The 18,536-nt window shown below is 71.7% G+C and carries 18 protein-coding genes; 12 read left to right on the top strand and 6 right to left on the bottom strand.

The genetic code is table 11. The features are described 5' to 3' along the window. Positions 1-21: 21 nt before the first annotated feature. A complete protein-coding gene (locus B0E54_RS07565; RefSeq protein ID WP_234582544.1) occupies positions 22-1,071 on the bottom strand; it encodes a S66 peptidase family protein in 1,050 nt (349 codons plus the stop codon). Between the two features lie 322 nt (positions 1,072-1,393). On the opposite strand from B0E54_RS07565, the gene B0E54_RS07560 reads away from it, so the two are divergent. The 3 genes from B0E54_RS07560 (at position 1,394) to B0E54_RS07550 (ending at position 4,943) form a co-directional block, all read left to right on the top strand. Beyond that, positions 1,394-3,727: a beta-L-arabinofuranosidase domain-containing protein gene (locus tag B0E54_RS07560; RefSeq protein WP_234582543.1), complete on the top strand. Its 2,334-nt coding sequence runs from the start codon at positions 1,394-1,396 to the stop codon at positions 3,725-3,727. A gap of 152 nt (positions 3,728-3,879) precedes the next feature. Then, positions 3,880-4,614 (top strand): hypothetical protein, encoded by a 735-nt coding sequence (locus tag B0E54_RS07555; RefSeq protein WP_234582542.1) that lies wholly within the window; start codon positions 3,880-3,882, stop codon positions 4,612-4,614. Further along, entirely contained in the window at positions 4,611-4,943 is a 333-nt protein-coding gene (locus B0E54_RS07550; protein ID WP_234582541.1) for a transcriptional regulator, read from the top strand. Before B0E54_RS07555 ends, B0E54_RS07550 begins: the two co-directional genes overlap by 4 nt. Positions 4,944-4,950: 7 nt before the next feature. Here the strand turns inward: B0E54_RS07550 and B0E54_RS07545 are convergent, their stop codons facing one another. Next, a complete protein-coding gene (locus B0E54_RS07545; RefSeq protein WP_234582540.1) occupies positions 4,951-5,415 on the bottom strand; it encodes a MarR family winged helix-turn-helix transcriptional regulator in 465 nt (154 codons plus the stop codon). Between the two features lie 135 nt (positions 5,416-5,550). Between B0E54_RS07545 and B0E54_RS07540 the strand changes: the two genes are divergently transcribed. After that, on the top strand, positions 5,551-6,111 hold the full coding sequence (locus B0E54_RS07540; RefSeq protein ID WP_234582539.1) for an NADPH-dependent FMN reductase: 561 nt from the start codon (positions 5,551-5,553) through the stop codon (positions 6,109-6,111). 54 nt (positions 6,112-6,165) lie between these two features. Here B0E54_RS07540 and B0E54_RS07535 read toward each other — a convergent pair whose 3' ends face one another. Both B0E54_RS07535 and B0E54_RS07530 read right to left on the bottom strand, forming a co-directional pair. After that, complete coding sequence (locus tag B0E54_RS07535) at positions 6,166-7,086, bottom strand: RNA polymerase sigma-70 factor (RefSeq protein WP_234582538.1); 921 nt, start codon at positions 7,084-7,086, stop codon at positions 6,166-6,168. Continuing rightward, positions 7,083-8,273, bottom strand: coding sequence for an NAD(P)/FAD-dependent oxidoreductase (locus B0E54_RS07530; protein WP_234582537.1), 1,191 nt, complete (start codon positions 8,271-8,273; stop codon positions 7,083-7,085). The genes B0E54_RS07535 and B0E54_RS07530 overlap by 4 nt, the downstream gene beginning before the upstream one ends. A gap of 133 nt (positions 8,274-8,406) precedes the next feature. On the opposite strand from B0E54_RS07530, the gene B0E54_RS07525 reads away from it, so the two are divergent. Beyond that, positions 8,407-9,678, top strand: a complete 1,272-nt coding sequence (locus B0E54_RS07525; protein ID WP_234582536.1) for an MFS transporter — start codon at positions 8,407-8,409, stop codon at positions 9,676-9,678. A gap of 16 nt (positions 9,679-9,694) precedes the next feature. On the opposite strand, the gene B0E54_RS07520 is transcribed toward B0E54_RS07525, so the two are convergent. Continuing rightward, on the bottom strand, positions 9,695-10,180 hold the full coding sequence (locus tag B0E54_RS07520) for a GNAT family N-acetyltransferase (RefSeq protein WP_234582535.1): 486 nt from the start codon (positions 10,178-10,180) through the stop codon (positions 9,695-9,697). 153 nt (positions 10,181-10,333) lie between these two features. Between B0E54_RS07520 and B0E54_RS07515 the strand changes: the two genes are divergently transcribed. Beyond that, a complete protein-coding gene (locus B0E54_RS07515; protein ID WP_234582534.1) occupies positions 10,334-10,993 on the top strand; it encodes a fasciclin domain-containing protein in 660 nt (219 codons plus the stop codon). Between the two features lie 175 nt (positions 10,994-11,168). On the opposite strand, the gene B0E54_RS07510 is transcribed toward B0E54_RS07515, so the two are convergent. Then, positions 11,169-12,242 (bottom strand): LacI family DNA-binding transcriptional regulator, encoded by a 1,074-nt coding sequence (locus tag B0E54_RS07510; RefSeq protein WP_234582533.1) that lies wholly within the window; start codon positions 12,240-12,242, stop codon positions 11,169-11,171. A 93-nt stretch (positions 12,243-12,335) separates the two neighbouring features. Between B0E54_RS07510 and B0E54_RS07505 the strand changes: the two genes are divergently transcribed. The 6 genes from B0E54_RS07505 to B0E54_RS07480 all read left to right on the top strand — a co-directional run bounded on the left by B0E54_RS07505 (position 12,336) and on the right by B0E54_RS07480 (position 18,425). Beyond that, on the top strand, positions 12,336-13,052 hold the full coding sequence (locus tag B0E54_RS07505) for a cupin domain-containing protein (protein ID WP_234582532.1): 717 nt from the start codon (positions 12,336-12,338) through the stop codon (positions 13,050-13,052). Positions 13,053-13,293: 241 nt separating this feature from the next. Continuing rightward, entirely contained in the window at positions 13,294-14,256 is a 963-nt protein-coding gene (locus B0E54_RS07500) for an ABC transporter permease (RefSeq protein WP_234582531.1), read from the top strand. Positions 14,257-14,279: 23 nt separating this feature from the next. Next, the gene (locus tag B0E54_RS07495; protein WP_234582530.1) at positions 14,280-15,284 is read left to right on the top strand and encodes an ABC transporter substrate-binding protein; all 1,005 of its coding nucleotides are present in this window, start codon (positions 14,280-14,282) and stop codon (positions 15,282-15,284) included. Positions 15,285-15,327: 43 nt separating this feature from the next. Further along, positions 15,328-16,083: an ABC transporter ATP-binding protein gene (locus B0E54_RS07490; RefSeq protein WP_255786628.1), complete on the top strand. Its 756-nt coding sequence runs from the start codon at positions 15,328-15,330 to the stop codon at positions 16,081-16,083. Between the two features lie 39 nt (positions 16,084-16,122). Beyond that, complete coding sequence (locus B0E54_RS07485) at positions 16,123-17,274, top strand: Gfo/Idh/MocA family protein (protein ID WP_234582528.1); 1,152 nt, start codon at positions 16,123-16,125, stop codon at positions 17,272-17,274. After that, positions 17,271-18,425, top strand: coding sequence for a dihydrodipicolinate synthase family protein (locus B0E54_RS07480; RefSeq protein WP_234582527.1), 1,155 nt, complete (start codon positions 17,271-17,273; stop codon positions 18,423-18,425). Before B0E54_RS07485 ends, B0E54_RS07480 begins: the two co-directional genes overlap by 4 nt. Positions 18,426-18,536 lie beyond the last annotated feature (111 nt).

Genomic DNA, 18,536 nt, shown 5'->3' with positions numbered 1-18,536 from the left:
CCGTCCGTCGGCCGGGACGCGTCATCGGTAGTCGGCGACGATCCGACGCTCCACACCGTCGACGGTGATCGGGCCGCCGTGGGGGAGGATCCACTGCGGCCTGGTGTGGCCGAACGGGACGCCGACGCAGACGACCGCGTCCGGGTGGTAGCGGTTCACCACGTCGACGACCGTGTCGCGCTGCTCCTCGCGTAGGCGCGTCCTCTCCTCGATGGCGGGTCGGCGGGTGAAGTCGGAGACCGGGGGACGGGCGACCAGGACCGCGTCGACGGCGCCGAGGAGACCGCGTTCACCCATCGCGCGGACGATCCAACCGACCTCGCGGGCGGGAAGGAGTTTCTCCGACGTCTCGATGATCAGCACACCGCCGCGCAGAACCTCCGGAGGAAACGGGAAGCGTCCCGCCGTGAGGGTCCACTGCAGGACCTCCAGGCACCCACCCCAGGCGGGGCCGGTGACCGTGCGGCGCGGCCCGTACCAGCTCCACGGCTCGGTCGGTTCGCGTTCGCCGAACGACCGCAACGCGCGTGGGTCGTCCCAGCCGATCCCGATGTCCTCGGACTCGCTGGGGTCGGTGATCTCCAACCGCTCGCCGGTGAGGAGCGCGGCCCGCAACGAGCGGGCGTGGACGTCGTCCACCGCGGGCCCGGGGCCGAGGTGCACCTGGGACGACCCGCCGTAGAAGCTGGCGATGCCGAGCCCCCAGAGCCACTGGTGCAGGTTGGTGTTGTCGCTGGTGCCCAGGAACGGCTTCGGGTCGGCGCGGGCGAGATCGGCGTCCAGGTGGGGGATGACAGTGATCTGGTCCTCGCCGTCGATGACGGCGAGAATGGCGCGTACCCGGGGATCGGCGAAGGCGGCGTTGATGTCCGTCGCGCGCGCCTGGGCGCTCGCGCCGACCGTGCGGGTGGTCGGGTACTCGACCGGGACGAGGCCGGTCAGGTCGGCGAGCCGTCGCATGGCCTGCTCGTGGATCTCGGGATAGGCGCCGGCAGCGGCGAAGGACGGCGACAGGACCGCGATGCGGTCACCCGGTCGTGCCTTCGGGGGACGCACAAGATCACGCTTCATCCCGAGATTCCACCAGCGACGCCCTCGGCGCGCATCCCGTTTTGGGTGCGCCGACCCGGGGACCGGCCGTGCCGTCTTCCCTGGGTGTTATCGATAACACGAGGTGGCACGCCCTACCGTATCCCCTTCACGGCGCCCGCCCTCCCGGCTTCGTCCACAGGTGTACGGCGTACGACTACAGTCATCATCTTGAATTCGTGGGTCGGTGGGCCGTAACATGCCGGACACGGATGTGAACGCTAACGTTCGGACCCCTGCATCCCACCGAGCCCGTCCCGCCCGGTTGTCGCCCCGTCGCCGGTAGCGCTCATCTGGAGGTCCCATGTCGTCCCTGCCCCTCAGCCGACGCCGCGTGCTGCAGGCCGCCGGCGCCACCGCCGTGCTCTCCGCCACCGGAGCCACGACGCTCGGCGCGGGCCCCGCTGCCGCTGCCGTGGTCCCGCCAGCGCGGTCGGACATCGGCGTCGGCGCCTACCCCTTCGAGTTCGGTCAGGTGCGACTGACCGCCGGCCGCTGGCTCGACAACCAGACCCGCACCCTGAACTACCTGCGCTTCGTCGACGTCGACCGGATGCTCTACAACTTCCGCGCCAACCACCGGCTCTCCACCAACGGCGCCGCCACCAACGGTGGCTGGGATGCGCCGAACTTCCCGTTCCGGACCCACATGCAGGGGCACTTCCTGACCGCGTGGGCGCAGGCCTACGCGGTGCTGGGCGACACCACCTGCCGGGACAAGGCGAACTACATGGTCGCCGAGATGGCCAAGTGCCAGGCCAACAACGGTGCGGCCGGGTTCGGTTCGGGATACCTCTCCGGCTTCCCGGAGTCCGACTTCACCGCGCTCGAGGCGCGCACGCTGTCCAACGGCAACGTGCCCTACTACTGCATCCACAAGACGCTCGCCGGCCTGCTCGACGTCTGGCGCTACACCGGCAACACGCAGGCCCGTACGGTGCTGCTGGCCCTCGCCGGCTGGGTCGACACCCGCACGTCCCGGCTCAGCTCCAGCCAGATGCAGTCGATGCTCGGCACCGAGTTCGGTGGTATGAACGAGGTGCTCACCGACATCTACCAGCAGACCGGTGACAGCCGGTGGCTCACCACCGCCCAGCGGTTCGACCACGCCGCCGTGTTCAACCCCCTGGCCTCCAACTCCGACCAGCTCAACGGACTGCACGCCAACACGCAGGTGCCCAAGTGGGTGGGCGCGGCCCGCGAGTTCAAGGCCACCGGGACGACCCGCTACCGGGACATCGCCAGCAACGCGTGGAACATGACCGTCCGCGCGCACTCCTATGTCATCGGCGGCAACAGCCAGGCCGAGCACTTCCGGGCGCCCAACGCGATCGCCGGATACCTCAGCAACGACACCTGCGAGCAGTGCAACACCTACAACATGCTCAAGCTGACGCGGGAGCTGTGGCTGCTCGACCCGAACCGGACCGACTACTTCGACTACTACGAGCGCGCCACGATCAACCACCTGATCGGCGCGCAGAACCCGGCCGACAGCCACGGTCACATCACCTACTTCACCCCGCTCAAGCCGGGCGGCCGGCGGGGTGTGGGCCCGGCGTGGGGTGGCGGCACCTGGAGCACCGACTACAACTCGTTCTGGTGCTGCCAGGGCACCGGCGTGGAGATCAACACGAAGTTGATGGACTCCATCTACTTCTACAGCGGCACGACGCTCACCGTGAACCTGTTCGTGCCCTCGGAGCTGGACTGGTCGCAGCGGGGGATCACGGTCACGCAGAGCACCACGTACCCGGTGAGCGACACCACCACGCTCACCCTCGGCGGCACGATGAGCGGCTCGTGGAGCGTCCGCGTCCGCATTCCGGCGTGGACCAGCGGCGCGACGATCAGCGTCAACGGTGTGGCGCAGTCCGTCGCCACGACGCCCGGCAGCTACGCCACGGTCACGCGTACCTGGGCCGCCGGTGACACCATCACGGTGCGTCTGCCGATGCGTGTCGTCGTGCAGCCGACCAACGACAACCCCAGCATCGCCGCCGTCACCTACGGCCCGAGCGTGCTCAGCGGCAACTACGGCAACACCACGCTGAGCGCCCCGCCGGCACTCAACGTCTCGTCCATCGCGCGGACCAGCACCAGCTCGTTGGCGTTCACCGCCACCGCGAACGGGTCCACCGTCAACCTCGGGCCGTTCCAGGACGCCCACGGCTTCAACTACACCGTCTACTGGAACACCAGTGGCAGCAGTGGTGGGGGCAGCCACCGGCTGGTCAACGTCGGCAGCGGGATGGTGCTCGGCATCCAGAACATGTCCACCGCGGACGGTGGGCTGGCTCTGCAGTGGGACGACAGCGGCACCGCCGACCACAACTGGGTGGTGGTGACCGACGGCACCGCCGTCCGGTTCCGCAACGTCAACAGCGGCAAGGTCCTCGGCGTGGAGAACATGTCCACCGCCGACAACGCCCGCGTCCTGCAGTGGGCCGACAACGGCACCGCCGACCACCGGTGGACCCTGGTGGACAACGGCGACGGCACCTACAAGATCCGCAACGTCAACAGCGGCAAGCTGCTCGGCATCCTCAACGGGTCCACCGCGCGTGGCGCGCAGGCCGTCCAGGACTCCGACAACGGCAGCGCGGACAACCGCTGGCGGCTGGTGGCTAACGCCTAGACCGTCACGTCGGCGGCTCGGCCTGTCCGGGGCGTGTGTCGAAATCCTGAACCGGGGACTTCGACACACGCCCCTGGTGCTGTCTGGGCACGGTTCGGGAGATGTTGGAGCACTCTCTTGCGCGGATAGGTCTGCAATGCAAAGCTAACTTCATGACACACGAATCCGCTCCGCAGGCAGACGGCCCTCGCGAGCTGTTGGCGGCCGTGCGCGACCTGACCCGCCAGGTCCATGTCGCCCAGCGCGGCACCTGGTTTCCGCTGCTGGTCCTCGCGGTGGTCACCCTGGTCGCGATACCCGTCTACCGGTACGCCCCCTACCTCGACCTGTTCGGCACCTGCCGGTCCCGCCAAGGGGAGAGGGTCTGCATGGAGCCCAGTCCGACGCAGCTCGGATACTGGACCGTCGCGCTGGTGCTCGCGTACGTGGCGATCGCCGGCTTCTACGTGAAACAGTCCCGACGGCGTGGCGTGGGCACCCCGATCCGCCCCTACGTCGTCGTCGGCGTCGCGTTGGCCGCTCTGATGGCCGCCGTGTCGATCTGGCTGACGTACCACCCGCTCGTCCCCGTCCCCGCCGACCCCTTCTCCGTCGACCCGGTCGAGATCGAGGTCGGGCCGGCGGCGTGGCTCGTCAACGGGCTGGCCAGTCCCATCGCGGTCATCGCGCTGGCGCTGCTGGTGCTGGCGTGGGTCGAACGCAACCGGGCGCTGCTGGCATACACCCTCGTCTACCTGGCGATCGTGCTGGTGCAGGGCAGCCAGGTCATCCACTCGACCTCGCGGTGGTACTTCCTGCCGTACCTGCTCGTCCCGGCGGCGCTGCTGCTGCTCGGCAGCGCCGCTTTCGCCCTGTTCAAGCCGAGCACCGAGGTTCCGGCGCGATGACCGACCATCCCACCAACGGCCTCGACGACGTGGTCCACCAGCGCGTCCGACTGGGCATCCTGGCCATCGCGCACCAGGCTCGCCAGGTCGAGTTCGGCTTCCTGCGCACCACCCTGCAGTTGACCGCAGGCAACCTCGGGCAGCACCTGACCGTCCTGGAGAAGGCCGAGCTGATCCAGATCGAGAAGGGCTACGAGGGCAAGCGCCCACGCACCTGGGTGACGCTCACCGCTGCCGGTCGGGCGGCCCTGCGCGTCGAGATCGCCCACCTCAAGCAACTCATCCAGGAGGTCGAGCAGGGGGAGGCGGCGCCGGCCGCCGACCGGTGACAGCGGGCTAGTCGACTGCTCCCGCGCGCCCGAACGCGCGGGCCAGCTGGGCCAGGTCGAGGCCCTCGAAGTGGCGCAGGAACCGCCGGCGTACGGCGGCGAGGTGGCTGGGCCAGGATTCCTGGAGCCGGGCGAAGCCCGCGTCGGTGAGCACCGCGTTCCAGCCGCGCGCATCCTCCTCGCACCGCTCCCGCCTGACCAGGCCCTGCGTCTCCAGCCGGATGATCGTCCGGGTCATGCCGCTCAGGGAGAGGTAGCAGGCCGCCGCCAGCTCGTGCATGCGCATCCGCCGGTCCGGCGCCTCGGAGAGGTTCATCAGGGCGGTGTACTCGGTGAGCGGCAGCTGCCGGTCGTTGACCATGTCGGCGTCGATCGTGCGGGGCATCACGTACATCACCCGGCCCAGGGCGCGGACGAGCGCCTCCTCGTCGGAGTCGAGGGGTCGCAGCGGCTCTGCGGTGGGGTCGGTCATGGTCCCAGCGTAGTTGCTTGATTGAGCAATTGCTTACGCAGCGTGTGACCACGCCCATAGGTCCGTCATTTGCTTGACCAAGCAAGGACCGGCTAGCGTTCCGGCGCCAGGTTCGGACCACTGAAAGGCGCAGCCATGACCAGGATCGGGATCATCCTCGGAAGCACCCGCCCGGGGCGCAACGGCGAAGCCGTCGCCCGTTGGGTCCACGAGATCGCCCAGCAGCGCACCGACGCGCAGTTCGAGCTGATCGACCTGCTCGACTACAAGCTGCCGCACCTCGACGAGGCGTACCCGCCCGCGATGGGTCAGTACAGCCAGCCGCACACGCTGCGCTGGGCCGAGACCATCGCGTCGTTCGACGGATTCGTGATGGTGACGCCCGAATACAACCACTCGACCTCGGGTGCGTTGAAGAACGCCATCGACTTCCTCTACGCCGAGTGGAACAACAAGGCGGTCGGCTTCGTCAGCTACGGCTCGGTCGGCGGCGCCCGGGCCGTCGAGCACCTGCGCCTGATCGCCGGCGAGCTGCAGATGGCCGACGTGCGCTCGCAGGTCGCGCTGTCCCTCTTCACCGACTTCGAGAACTTCAGCGTCTTCAAGCCCAACGACCACCAGCGGGACGCGCTCAACGTGACCCTCGACCAGGTCGTGGCCTGGAGCGCCGCGCTCGCGCCGCTGCGCCAGGGCTGACCCGCTGCGCGTACGCCCCTGAAACGGCCCCGGGAGTCCCTCCCCGGGGCCGTTTCAGGACGACCAGACGTCGTGGGCGGCGCCGGTGGCGACGGCCCGCAGCTTGTCGGGATTGGCGACGTTGTGGATGGCGACGACCCGACCGTCGGCGTCGACATCGAGGGTGACGGTGGCGATCACCCGGCCCGCGCCGCGGAACACCACGCCCGGACCGCCGTTGATCTCGGCCAACGCGACTGTCATGTCGGCGGGCTGGACCCCCTGGTAGGCCACCGTGCCGATGGCGGCGAACCAGGTGGCCACCGTCCGGGCGCCCACGATCGGCCGCAGGGCCTGGCGGACCTTGCCTCCGCCGTCGGTCCACAGCGTGACGTCCGGGGACAGCAACTCCAGGAGGGTGTTGATGTCCCCACCGGTGGCGGCGGCGACGAACCGTTCGGTGACCCCGCGCTGGCGGGCCCGATCCGCCGGGAAGCGGGGACGGCGGGCCCGGACGTGCTCGCGGGCGCGGTGCGCGGCCTGGCGCACCGCGGCCTCGGAGCGCTCCACCGCCTCCGCGATCTCGGCGTGGCTGAAGTCGAAGACCTCCCGCAGGACGAACACCGCTCGCTCCAGTGGGCTGAGTGTCTCCAGCACGACCAGCATGGCCATCGACACCGACTCGACGTCCGTGACGGCGTCGGCGGTGTCACCGCTGGTGAGGATCGGCTCCGGCAGCCACGGCCCCACGTAGGTCTCGCGTTGACGCTGGGCCGAGCGCAGACGCTGCAACGCCACGTTCGACACGATCCGCGCCAGGTACGCCCTCGGGTCGGCGACCTGCGAACGGTCGGCCGCCGACCAGGCGATCCAGGCGTCCTGCACCGCGTCCTCGGCGTCGGCCGCACTGCCCAGGACGCGGTAGGCCACCGCGAACAGCAGGTTGCGGTGGAGGTGGAACACCTGCTGGTCCGCGCCATCGCCGGGCCGGGTCACCGCGCGTCCCGCAGGCGGGTGAAGCGGCCACCGCGCGGCCAGAACGCGCCGGACGCCGGCATCCGCGACATGCGACGGTACGTCGGCCAGGGGGAGGCACTCACCGTCTCCTTGTACCAGACGGCGGTACGGCCGGTGAGGCACAGCCGGCGCGGGCTGTCGTCGGGGTGGGTGAACTGCACGAGGGCGTCATGCCGTCCCAGGCTCACCGGTGTGTGGTAGTAGCCGAAGCGGAACGGCTGCGGCTGTCGACCCCGCACGCTGCGGGCGATCGACACCCCGACGTGCACACCTGTCGGCATGCCGCTCTGGCACGTGCCGTGCAGGACGCCGTAGCCCTGCCGGACCGCCGCGGCGTCGCCCACCGCGTACACGTCCGGATGTGAGACCGAGCGCAGCGTCGCGTCGGTGACGACGCGACCGCGATCGTCGACGCTCAGCCCCGCGGCTGCTGCCAGCGGCGACACCCGCGTGCCGCCGGTCCAGAGCACGACCGCGGCGGCCACCGTCCGCCCGTCGGCCAGCTCGACCCCGTCCGGCAGCACCCGCGTCACCGCCGCGCCGGTGTGCACCTGGACGCCCAGGCGCGTGAGGGCGTGACGCAGGTAGGCCCGTGCCTTCGCGTTCATGCCCGCCCCGGGCTCCCGCTGGCCGACGAGCACGACAGTCAGCTCCGGGTGCCGCTCGGCGATCTCGGCCGCCGCCTCGACGCCCGTCAGCCCGCTGCCGGCGACGACGACGGTGCCCGCGCCGAGCCGCGCCAGCCGGTCGGCGAGCGCCGCCGCGTCCGCCGGGCTGTCCAGGGTGTACGCGTGCTCCTGCGCGCCCGGCACCGCTGCCGTGTCGGCGACGCTGCCCAGCCCGTAGACGAGGGTGTCGTAGTGCAGCACCTGGCTGTCGTCGACCCGGACGGTCCGCGCGTGCGCGTCCACAGCCGTCACCCAGCCGCGGACGAACCTCGCGCCGGTTTCCGCCAGCAGGGTGGGGATGGTCAGCTCGGCGACGTCCTGTCCGGTCGCCGTCATGTGCAGCCGCAACCGCTCGGTGAACCGTTCCTGCGCGTTCACCACTGTCACCCGCACGTCGGAGCGTCGCCGGGTGCGCGCCGCGAGTTGGATCGCCGTGGCCATGCCCGCGTAGCCCGCGCCCAGGATCACGACCCGGTGCGGGGTCTGTGCTGTGTTCATCGTGGTGCCTCTCCGCTCGCCGTCCCTCGCCGATCGAGGTGACGACCACGAGATGCGGTACGCCCACCCGTTCGTGACATCGGCCCGGTGTGACGGTCGGCACGGCGCTGCGAGGGCCACTACCCTCGACGGGATGAGCCGAGCTGCCAGCCCTCGGCGGGCTCCGCTGTGGCGGGACCGCTCCTTCGGCACGTACTGGATCGCGCAGTCGCTCTCCGCGGCCGGTGACGCGTTCGCCTACCTGGCGGTGCCGCTGCTGGTGTTGCAGGCGACCGGGTCGGTGGCGCAGATGGGCCTGCTCACCGCAGTCGCCGGCGCGGCGTCGGTGGTCGCCGGGATCTTCGGCGGGGTGCTGGTCGACAGGTACGACCGCCGTACGCTGATGATCGTCGCGGACCTGGCCCGTGTGGTCCTCTACGCCCTGGTGCCGCTGGCCTGGCTCGCGGGCCCGCAGGTCTGGCTGCTCTTCGTCGTGCTGCCGATCTGCGAGGCGGCCGGCATGCTGTTCCAGGTCGCGGCGGTGACCGCGGTGCGCAACCTCGTCGACTCCGACCGGCTCACCGAGGCCAACGGCCGCCTCCAGGCGACGTTCGCGGCGGCCGCCGTCCTCGGGCCGCTGCTCGCCGGTGTGGTGTCGGCCCGCTTCGGTCCGGCGGTCGCCATCGCCGTCAACGCGGCGAGCTTCGCGCTCTCGGCGGCCGGCCTGCGGCTCGTCCGCTTGCGCAGCGCTCCGGCCGCCGACGTCGCGGTGCCTCGGGAGCGCCCGCTGGCCGAGTTCCTGGCCGGGGCCCGGTTCCTGTGGCGACAGCCGGTGCTCCGCGCGCTGACCGTCCTGCTGTCGGTGTTCATCTTCCTGACCTACGGCTTCACCGATGTGCTGATCTACCACGTCACGCACGATCTCGGCGGCACCGAGCGCACGGTCGGCGCGGTGCTCGGCCTGGCGGCGCTGGGCACTGTCGCCGGGGCGCTGCTGGTGGCCCCGCTGCGTCGTCGGCGCGGCTTCGGCGCCACCTGGATCGGCGCGCACGCGGTCTGCGGGTTCGCGGTGGCGGGCGCCGGCATGGCGACGAGCGTGCCGGCGGTCACCACGCTGACCGCCGTCTACCTGTGCTGTCTCAGCGTCGGCGGGATCTGCTCGATGTCGCTGCGCCAGGAGATCACCCCCGACCATCTGCTCGGTCGGGTCACCTCGGCGTTCTGGAGCACGCACTACGCCCTCGGGCCGGCCGGCGCCGCCATCCTGACCTGGGCCGCCGGCCGGTACGGCGTCGCGGCTGTCGCGTTCGCGGCCGGAGTGGGCTGCCTGCTGGTCGCGGTCGGCGGGCTGTTCACCCCGATCCGCCGCGCTGGCGCGCAGACACATCTGTCGCCTCCGGCCGTCCCGGTGGGTCAGGCCGGCTGACCACCGGCGGGGGCGGTCAGAACTCCTGGTACATGACGTGCAGGCCGACCCGGCCGAGGGCGGGGTGGCGGAACGCGCCCGGCACGGTGCCGACCACGTCGAAGCCCTCCCTGCGGTACAGCTCGACCGCCACCCGGTTGGTCTGCACCACTGCGTTGAACTGCATGCCTGCGTACCCCCGGCGCCGTGCCCAGGCCAGGGCGTCGCGGCACAGCGCGGTGCCCACACCCCGGCCCCGCGCGTCGGCGGCGACCAGGAAACTGGCGGTGGACACGTGCGCGCCCGGCCCGGGCCGGTTGGTGCCCATCTTCGCCGTGCCGAGCACCCGCTCGCCGTCGACCGCGACGACGGTCCGGCCGGGCGGGGCCTCCACCCAGACGCGGTACGCCGTGTCCACGGTCATGTCCGGGTCGTAGGGGAAGGTCTCCTGCGCCCGGACCACGTCCTCGATCATCGGCCACACCTGCGACCAGTCCTCGTCGTCGAACTCACGGATCAGCACCGGCGCAGGCTACGCGGGGCGCCCAGGACGGGGACAGCGGATTTCGGCTGCCGAACTTTCCCGACGACGGCTGCATCCGGGCGGTGTGCCGGCCGCGAAGCATGTGTCGTGACGAGACGTCACGGATCCGTCGCTTCGACGAAAGGCCCGCTGATGAAGATCGCACGATTCGCCGCCCGGATGGCGGTGGGCGCCGTGGCCACCGCGCTTGCCACCACCGCCGTGGCCGTGCCGGCCCAGGCGACCGGTAAGGCCAAGCCGCTCGGCACGACGTCGCTCGCCCAGGTGCTCACGAAGGACACGAGCGGCTTCGACCGCAACTCGCGGGACTTCGACGTCCTGACCGCGGCCGTGCTGGCGGTGCTCGAGGCCAAGCCGGACTCGCCGGTGAAGGTCCTCACCGACGGCACCGTCGCCCTGACCGCGTTCCTGCCCAACGACGCCGCGTTCCAGCAACTGGTGCAGGAGCTGACCAAGGCCAGGAAGCTGCCCGGGGAGAGCGCCGCGTTCGCTGCGGTCGCCGGGCTGGGCATCGACACCGTGGAGACGGTGCTGCTCTACCACGTCGTGCCGGGCTCGACGATCGACCGCAGGGCGGCCCTCAAGGCCGACGGCGCGGAGCTGACCACCGCCCTCGGCCCGACCGTCAAGGTCGACGTCCGCACCTACTGGTTCATCTTCCGCCAGCTGCGACTGGTCGACGCCGACACCAACGACCGTGACGCCCGCGTGGTCACGTTCGACGTCAACAAGGGCAACCGGCAGATCGCGCACACCGTGGACCGGGTGCTGCGCCCGATCGACCTGCCCTGACCCACCCGGGTGGCGGCCGACCCGCGTCGGCCGCCACCCGCACGGGCCACGCCGTGCGCCGTGATCTCCTCGTTCGCGCGACGCCGTCGGGAGGACGTACCGCAGCCGGTTCGTCCTCGATCCGCAACCCAGCTACGCCGTCCGTCCTGACCGGACGCCGCGGGACCGAGCCCGGTCAGGAGGCGGCGTCGGCTCGCCGGGCGCGGGGCGCCGACGTGGTCGCCTCGCGCCGCTGGGCCGGCGCCGGCCCGGACGTGTCCCGGCGGATCAGCTCGGCGGACAGCACCTCGACCCGGGGAGCCGGCGCCTCCGCGCCGAGCACCAGGGACATCGCCCGGACTCCCATGTCGACCAGCGGCAGCCGCACGGTGGTCAGCGCGGGCGTCACGTCCCGGGCGATCGGCATGTCGTCGAAGCCGACCACGGAGACCTGCCGCGGCACCGCCAGCGAGCGGGCCCGCAGGGTGGCCAGGGCGCCGATGGCCATCGAGTCGTTGAGGGCCACGATCGCGGTCAGCCCGGGGTCGGCGTCGAGCAGCCGGGCGGTGGCCTCGGCGCCGCCGTCGCGGTCGAACTCGGCGTACCGGATGCGATGCTCGGGCAGCTCGCGGCCCTGCTCGGCGAGGGCCTGCCGGAGCCCGGCCAGCCGATCCGTGGTGGTGGTGAGGATGCGGGGGCCGGCGACCACGCCGATCGCCCGGTGCCCCAGCTCGCACAGTTCGCGACCGGCGAGGTGACCACCGGCCCGGTTGTCCGGCATGACGGCGTCGCCGGAGTGCTCGTGGCGACCGATGACCGCGACCCGCCCGCCGGTCGCCTCGTACGCGGCGAGCTTCTCGTTGAGCTGCCGGGTGAACGCCTCGTCGTGGTAGCCGGAGCCGGCCAGGATCAGCGCCGCCACCTGGTGGCCGCGCAGCAGCTCCACGTACTCCAGTTCGCGGTCCGGGTCGCGGTAGCTGTTGCAGATCATCAGCAGCCGGCCCTGGTCGGTGGCGACCCGTTGCAGCCCTCGGGTGATCTCGGCGAAGTACGGGTCGGAGACGTCGTGCACGATCACGCCTACCGCGCTGCGGTGCGAGCGGGCCAGCAGTTGGGCGTGCGCGTTGGGCACGTACTGCAACTCGGCGACGGCGGCGAGCACCCGCTCGCGCAGCTCGTCGGTGACCGGTTTGCTGCTGCCGTTGATGACGCGGGAGGCGGTGGCGGGTGAGACGCCCGCGCGTCGCGCCACGTCGGACAGGGTCGCCATGGCCCGCCCCCTCGGTCTGTTGACGGCGTTTCGCCGCGCCGGCTAGCGTCACCGTACCGCAGAGAAAGCCCTTTCCCGCAGGGAGGCCCGGCCATGTCCGATCGCTTCGCGGCGCTTCCCGGCGGGATCGGCGTCTCCCGGCTGCGCGTCTACGACACGGGCGCCCCGGACGGCGTCGTCGGTGGCACCCCGCACGTGCACCTGTGCTGCACCGAGGGGTACGTGGTGACCGACGGCGAGGGCGCGGTGCAGACCCTGACCACTGCCGGGTTCCGGGAGACGCCGCTGCGGCCGGGGGTGGTGGTCTGGTTCGAGCCGGGCACCGTGCACCGCCTGGTGAACACCGGTGGGCTGAGCATCGTGGTGCTCATGCAGAACAGCGGCCTGCCCGAGGCCGGCGACGCGGTGCTGACCTTCCCACCCGAGGTGCTGGCCGACCCGGCGGCGTACGCGGCGGCGGCGGCGCTGCCCGACGGGGGAGCGCCGGGCGCGGACGTGCGTGCCGCGTACCGCCGGCGGGATCTGGCGGTGACCGGCTTCTCGGCGCTGCGATCCGGCGGGCCGGCGGCGCTGGCCGCGTTCCACGCCGCCGCGATCGCGCTGTGCCAGCCGAAGCTGGCGCGGTGGCGGCAGCGGTGGGAAGCCGGCGCCGGCCGTGCGGCCGCCGACACCGCCGTGCAGCTCGACGCCCTCGAGCGGGGGGATCCCGGGCACCTGGGCGACGCCGGGGTGTACGCGGTGGCCGAACCGGTCGAGCGGGGTCGGCTCGGCATGTGCGGCCTCCTCGACACCTACCCGGCCGGCGGCTGACGGCGCTCGGCGCGTCGTCCGTCCGGAGTGGATGGTCCCGATCCGCCGCTGTCCCGCTGACGGCGGGGCGTGCGCGGGCCGCCGGTGGCCCGGCGCGTGCGGGGCCGGCCTGATCGACGAATAGATCGAGGAAAGGCCTTGCCCGGCGTGAGGGGGCCGCCTACGCTCCAGGAAAGCGTTTGCCTGATCCGCCGACCGGCCCGCTCCACGAGTGCCGTGCCGGGCCCCGAGGAGGTTCCGCGTGACCGAGAACTCTTTGGACACGGCGGGCCGGTCGGCCGCCGCCGACCAGGTGAGCGGTGCGCGGGCAGCCGCCTCCGCGTCGGGAGAAGTCGGTGCGGCAGTCGTCGACGGTCCGTCCACTGTGGCGCAACCGCCGTCCGGTGGTGGCCGTGCACCACGCCCGACGCTCGGTCGGCGCGCGGCGGCCCTCGCCGACTCGCTGTGGCGACCGGCCCTGGTGCTGGTCGCCTTCTTCGTCGCCTGGTGGTTCGTCGCCGCCCGGGAGTACGTGCCGAACTACCTGGTGCCCACTCCCGGCCAGGTCTGGACCACGATGACCGACCAGTGGTCCGAGCTGGCCCGGCACACCATGGTCACGCTCTACGAGACGGTGCTCGGCTTCGTGCTGGCCGCCGCCCTGGGGCTGGCCACCGCTGTCGCCATCGCCTACTCGCGCACCCTGGACAAGGCGCTCTACCCGATCGTCCTGTTCGCACAGGTCATCCCGAAGATCGCCATCGCGCCGCTGCTCGTGGTCTGGTTCGGTCTCGGCCTCACCCCGAAGATCATCCTGGCCGTGCTCATCGCGTTCTTCCCGGTGGTCATCTCCGGGGTGGCCGGCCTGCGCTCCACCGACCCGGAACTGCTCGACCTCTCCGCCACCATGGGCGCCGGGCCGTGGCGCACCTTCCGCAAGATCCGCTTTCCGAACGCGTTGCCGCACCTGATGGCCGGCCTCAAGGTGGCCGTCACCCTCGCCGTGGTCGGCGCCGTGGTCGGCGAGTTCGTCGGGGCCAGCGAAGGGCTCGGCTACGTCCTGTTGCTGGCCAACGGCAACCTCGACGCCCCGCTGCTGTTCGCCGACCTGATCCTGATGTCCGCCATCGGCATCGTCCTGTTCGTCCTGGTCGAGATCGCCGAGGCACTGCTCATCCCGTGGCACGCCAGCCGCCGTGCCGGCGTGTCCCTCACCACCTCCTGACCGACCCCATCACGGAGGCACCGATGAAACGCACCGCCACCACCATCCTGGCCACCACCGCCCTGTTCCTCGCCGCCACCGGCTGCGGTGCCGACGACTCCACGGGCAAGACCGGCGCCGACGGAAAGAAGCAGGTCACCCTCACCCTCAACTGGGTGCCGTACGGCGAACACGCCCCCTTCTACTACGGCCTGCAGAAGGGCTACTACTCGGCCGAGGGCATCGACCTGAAGATCCTGCCCGGCAACGGCTCCGGCAACACGGTCAAGCAGGTCGCCCAGAAACAGACCGACTTCGGCTGGGCCGACAGCCCGGTGCTGCTCAAGTCCGTGGCCAGCGGGATGCCGGTGCGCAGCCTCGGCGCGTACCTGGAGAAGGGGCCCTCCTCGGTCGAGTTCTTCACCGAGGAGAACATCAAGACCCCGGCGGACCTGAAGGGCAAGACCGTCGGCGGCACGCCCGGCGACGCCCTCTACGCGACCTTCCCGGCCTGGCTGGAGAAGAACGGCGTCAACAAGAACGACGTCAAGGTGGTCAACGTCGACGCGGCCGGCAAGATCGCCGCGCTCGCCGAGGGCAAGGTCGACGCCATCATGGGCTTCTTCCACGACCAGGCCCCGACCATCGAGAGCAAGACCGGCAAGAAGGTCGACGTGCTGCTCTTCGCCGACTACGGGATGAACCTGCTCGGCACCGGCCTGATCGCCAACACGCAGACCCTGCAGAAGGACCCGGAGCTTGCCCGCAAGTTCGTCCGGGCCACCCAGAAGTCCTGGGCCGACGCCGCCCGCGACCCCGCCGGCGCGGTGAGCGCCATGGCGGCCCTCGCCGAGAACGAGCCCGCCCCCGAGGTGCTCACCAAACAGCTCACCCTCAACCTGCCGCTGCTCGGCGGGGACGGCCCGCCCGGAGTCAACACCGAGGCCCAGTGGTCCGAGACCATCGACCTGATGTCGCGCTACGCCGAGCTGAAGGACCCGGGGGCGCCCAACGCGTACTGGGACTCCTCGTACGCGGCGCAGGGGTGACCCGGTGAGCGCCGCGCCGGCAGCGACCGGCACCGCCATCGGAATGTCCGGGGTGACCGTCCGGTTCACCACCCGACGGTCGCAGACCACAGCCCTCGACGACGTGTCCCTCGACATCGAGCCGGGGGAGTTCGTCACCATCGTCGGCCCGTCCGGCTGCGGCAAGTCCACCCTGCTGAAGATCGTCGCCGGGCTGGTCAAGCCCACCAGCGGCGAGGTGTCGTTGCTGGAGCGCCCGGTACGCGGCCCGCAGAAGGAAATCGGCTTCGTCTTCCAGAAGGCCGCGCTGCTCGAGTGGCGCGGCGCGCGGGCCAACATCCTGCTCCAGGCCGAGATGCGCGGCATGGACCGGGCGCAGGCGGCCCGCCGCGCCGACGAGCTGATCGAGATGACCGGCCTGACCGGCTTCGAGAAGGCGCTACCGCACGAGCTGTCCGGCGGCATGCAGCAGCGGGTGGCGCTGTGCCGCGCGCTGCTGCACGCCCCGCCGGTGCTGCTCATGGACGAGCCGTTCGGCGCCCTGGACGCGCTGACCCGGGAGCAGATGAACGCCGAGCTGCACCGCATCTGGCGGGAGACCGGCACCACCGTCGTGCTGGTCACCCACTCCATCGCCGAGGCGGTCTTCCTCGGCACCCGGGTCGTGGTGATGAGCGCCCGGCCCGGCCGGATCATCCGCACCTTCGCGGTCGAACTGCCGGCGCACCGCGACTACGCGCAGGTGATGTCGGACCCCCGCTTCGACCGCCTCGCCACCGAACTACGCGGGTTGCTCGGCAGCGCGGCCGCCAACCACTGAACGCGGATCGGCACCACCCAGCACGACGGAAGGAACACCATGACCCGCAGGTCCATCGGCATCATCGTCAACGGCGTGACCGGACGGATGGGCTACCGCCAGCACCTCGTCCGGTCCCTGCTGGCCATCCGCCAGTCCGGCGGTGTGCCGGTGGCCGACGGCACGACCATCTGGCCGGAACCGGTCCTGGTCGGGCGCAACGAGACGAAGCTCCGCGAGCTCGCCGAACGGCACGGCCTCAGCGACTGGACCACCGACCTGACCTCGGCGCTGGCCCGGGACGACGTCGAGATCTACTTCGACGCCCAGGTCACCCAGCAGCGGGAGAAGGCGATCCGTCAGGCGATCGAGGCCGGCAAGCACATCTACACCGAGAAGCCCCTGGCCGAGGACACCGCCGGCGCGCTCGACCTGGCCCGGGCCGCCGCCGCGGCCGGCATCCGCACCGGCGTCGTGCAGGACAAGCTGTTCCTGCCCGGTCTGCGCAAGCTCAAGCGGCTCATCGACGGCCGCTTCTTCGGCCGGATCCTCTCGGTGCGGGGGGAGTTCGGCTACTGGGTCTTCGAGGGCGACTGGCAGCCGGCCCAGCGCCCGTCCTGGAACTACCGGGCCGAGGACGGCGGCGGGATCACGTCCGACATGTTCCCGCACTGGCACTACGTCCTGGAGGAGCTGTTCGGCCGGGTCAACGCGGTCTCCTGCGTGACAGCCACCCACGTGCCCGAGCGCGTCGACGAGGACGGCCGCACCTACGCGGCCACCGCCGACGACGCCGCGTACGCCATCTTCGAACTCGACGGCGGGATCATCGCGCAGATCAACTCGTCCTGGGGTGTACGGGTGTACCGCGACGAGCTGGTGGAGTTCCAGGTCGACGGCACCGAGGGCAGCGCCGTCGCCGGGTTGCGCAACTGTCGGGTGCAGCACCGGGCGGTCACTCCGAAGCCGGTGTGGAACCCGGACCTGCCGGTCACCGAGGACTTCCGCGCCCAGTGGAGCGAGGTGCCCGACAACGAGGAGTTCGACAACGGCTTCCGGGTGCAGTGGGAGGCGTTCCTGCGGCACGTCGTGGCCGGCGAGCCGTTCCAGTGGGACTTCCTGGCCGGCGCGCGCGGCGTACAGCTCGCCGAGCTGGGGCTGCGCGCGGCCCGCGAGGGGGTCCGCGTCCAGGTCCCGGAGCTGCGCGCGTGAGCGCCGCCGACGTGGTGCTGCCGGACGGGCGGCGACACCGGCTGGCCGGGGGGACCGGCTTCGCCCGCCCGGCCGCCCCGGCGACCGGCCGGATCGCGTACGCCGCCGCGCACGTGGTCGCCGACCCGGGCGCGGAGAACGTGCCGGGGGCCCCGGCGGCCGTGGACTGGGACACCACACTCGCGTTCCGGCGGCACCTGTGGTCGTACGGGCTGGGGGTCGCCGAGGCGATGGACACCGCCCAGCGGGGGATGGGCCTGGACTACCCGGCCACCCGGGAGCTGATCCGGCGCAGCGCCGCCGAGGCCCGTGCCGTGGGCGGCCGGATCGTCGCGGGTGTCGGCACCGACCAGCTGCCGTCCGGCCCGGCCACCCTGTCGGCGGTCGCCGCCGCGTACCGCGAACAGCTCGACGACGTCCGCGCGGCCGGCGCCAGGCCGGTGCTGATGTGCAGCCGGCACCTGGCCGCCGCCGCCCGTGGCCCCGAGGACTACCTCCGGGTGTACGACGAGCTGCTGACCGCCGCCGACGAGCCGGTGGTGCTGCACTGGCTGGGCCCGATGTTCGACCCGGCGTTGGCCGGCTACTGGGGATCCGCCGATCTGGACCTGGCCGCCGACACGGTCGTCGAGCTGATCAAGGCGCATCAGTCTTCAGTGGACGGCATCAAGGTATCGCTGCTGGACGCCGGCCGGGAGATCGCGTTGCGCCGCCGGCTACCGGCGGGCGTACGCCTCTACACCGGCGACGACTTCCACTACCCGGAGCTGATCCGGGGTGACGAGGTGGGCCACTCCGACGCGCTGCTCGGGGTGTTCGCGGCGATCGCGCCGGCCGCCGCCGCCGCGCTGGCGGCCCTCGACCGGGGCGACCTGGCGACGTACGACGAGATCTTCGCGCCGACCGTGCCGCTGGCCCGGCACCTGTTCGCGGCACCGACCTGGCACTACAAGACGGGGATCGTGTTCCTGGCCTGGCTGGCCGGCCACCAGGACCACTTCACCATGGTCGGCGGCGCGCAGTCCGGGCGGTCCCCGGCGCACCTGGCGACCCTGCTCACCCTGGCCGACGCGGCCGGGCTGCTGCCCGACGCCGACCTGGCCGCCGCCCGCGCGCGGGCGTTCTTCACCGTGGCGGGTGTCGTCCAGTGAACGCGAGGAGTGAGCCGGGTTTGCGAGCCCCGCAGTCGCGAACGAAGAACAGCCCAGTGAGCGCGAGGAGTGAGCCGGGTTTGCGAGCCCCGCAGTCGCGAACGAAGAACA

Origin of the sequence: Micromonospora sp. MH99, from assembly GCF_021442385.1 — a bacterium.
Taxonomy (GTDB): Bacteria; Actinomycetota; Actinomycetes; order Mycobacteriales; family Micromonosporaceae; genus Micromonospora.
The sequence above is the reverse complement of the archived record's forward strand: the minus strand, read 5'-3'. Positions and strand labels throughout refer to the sequence as shown.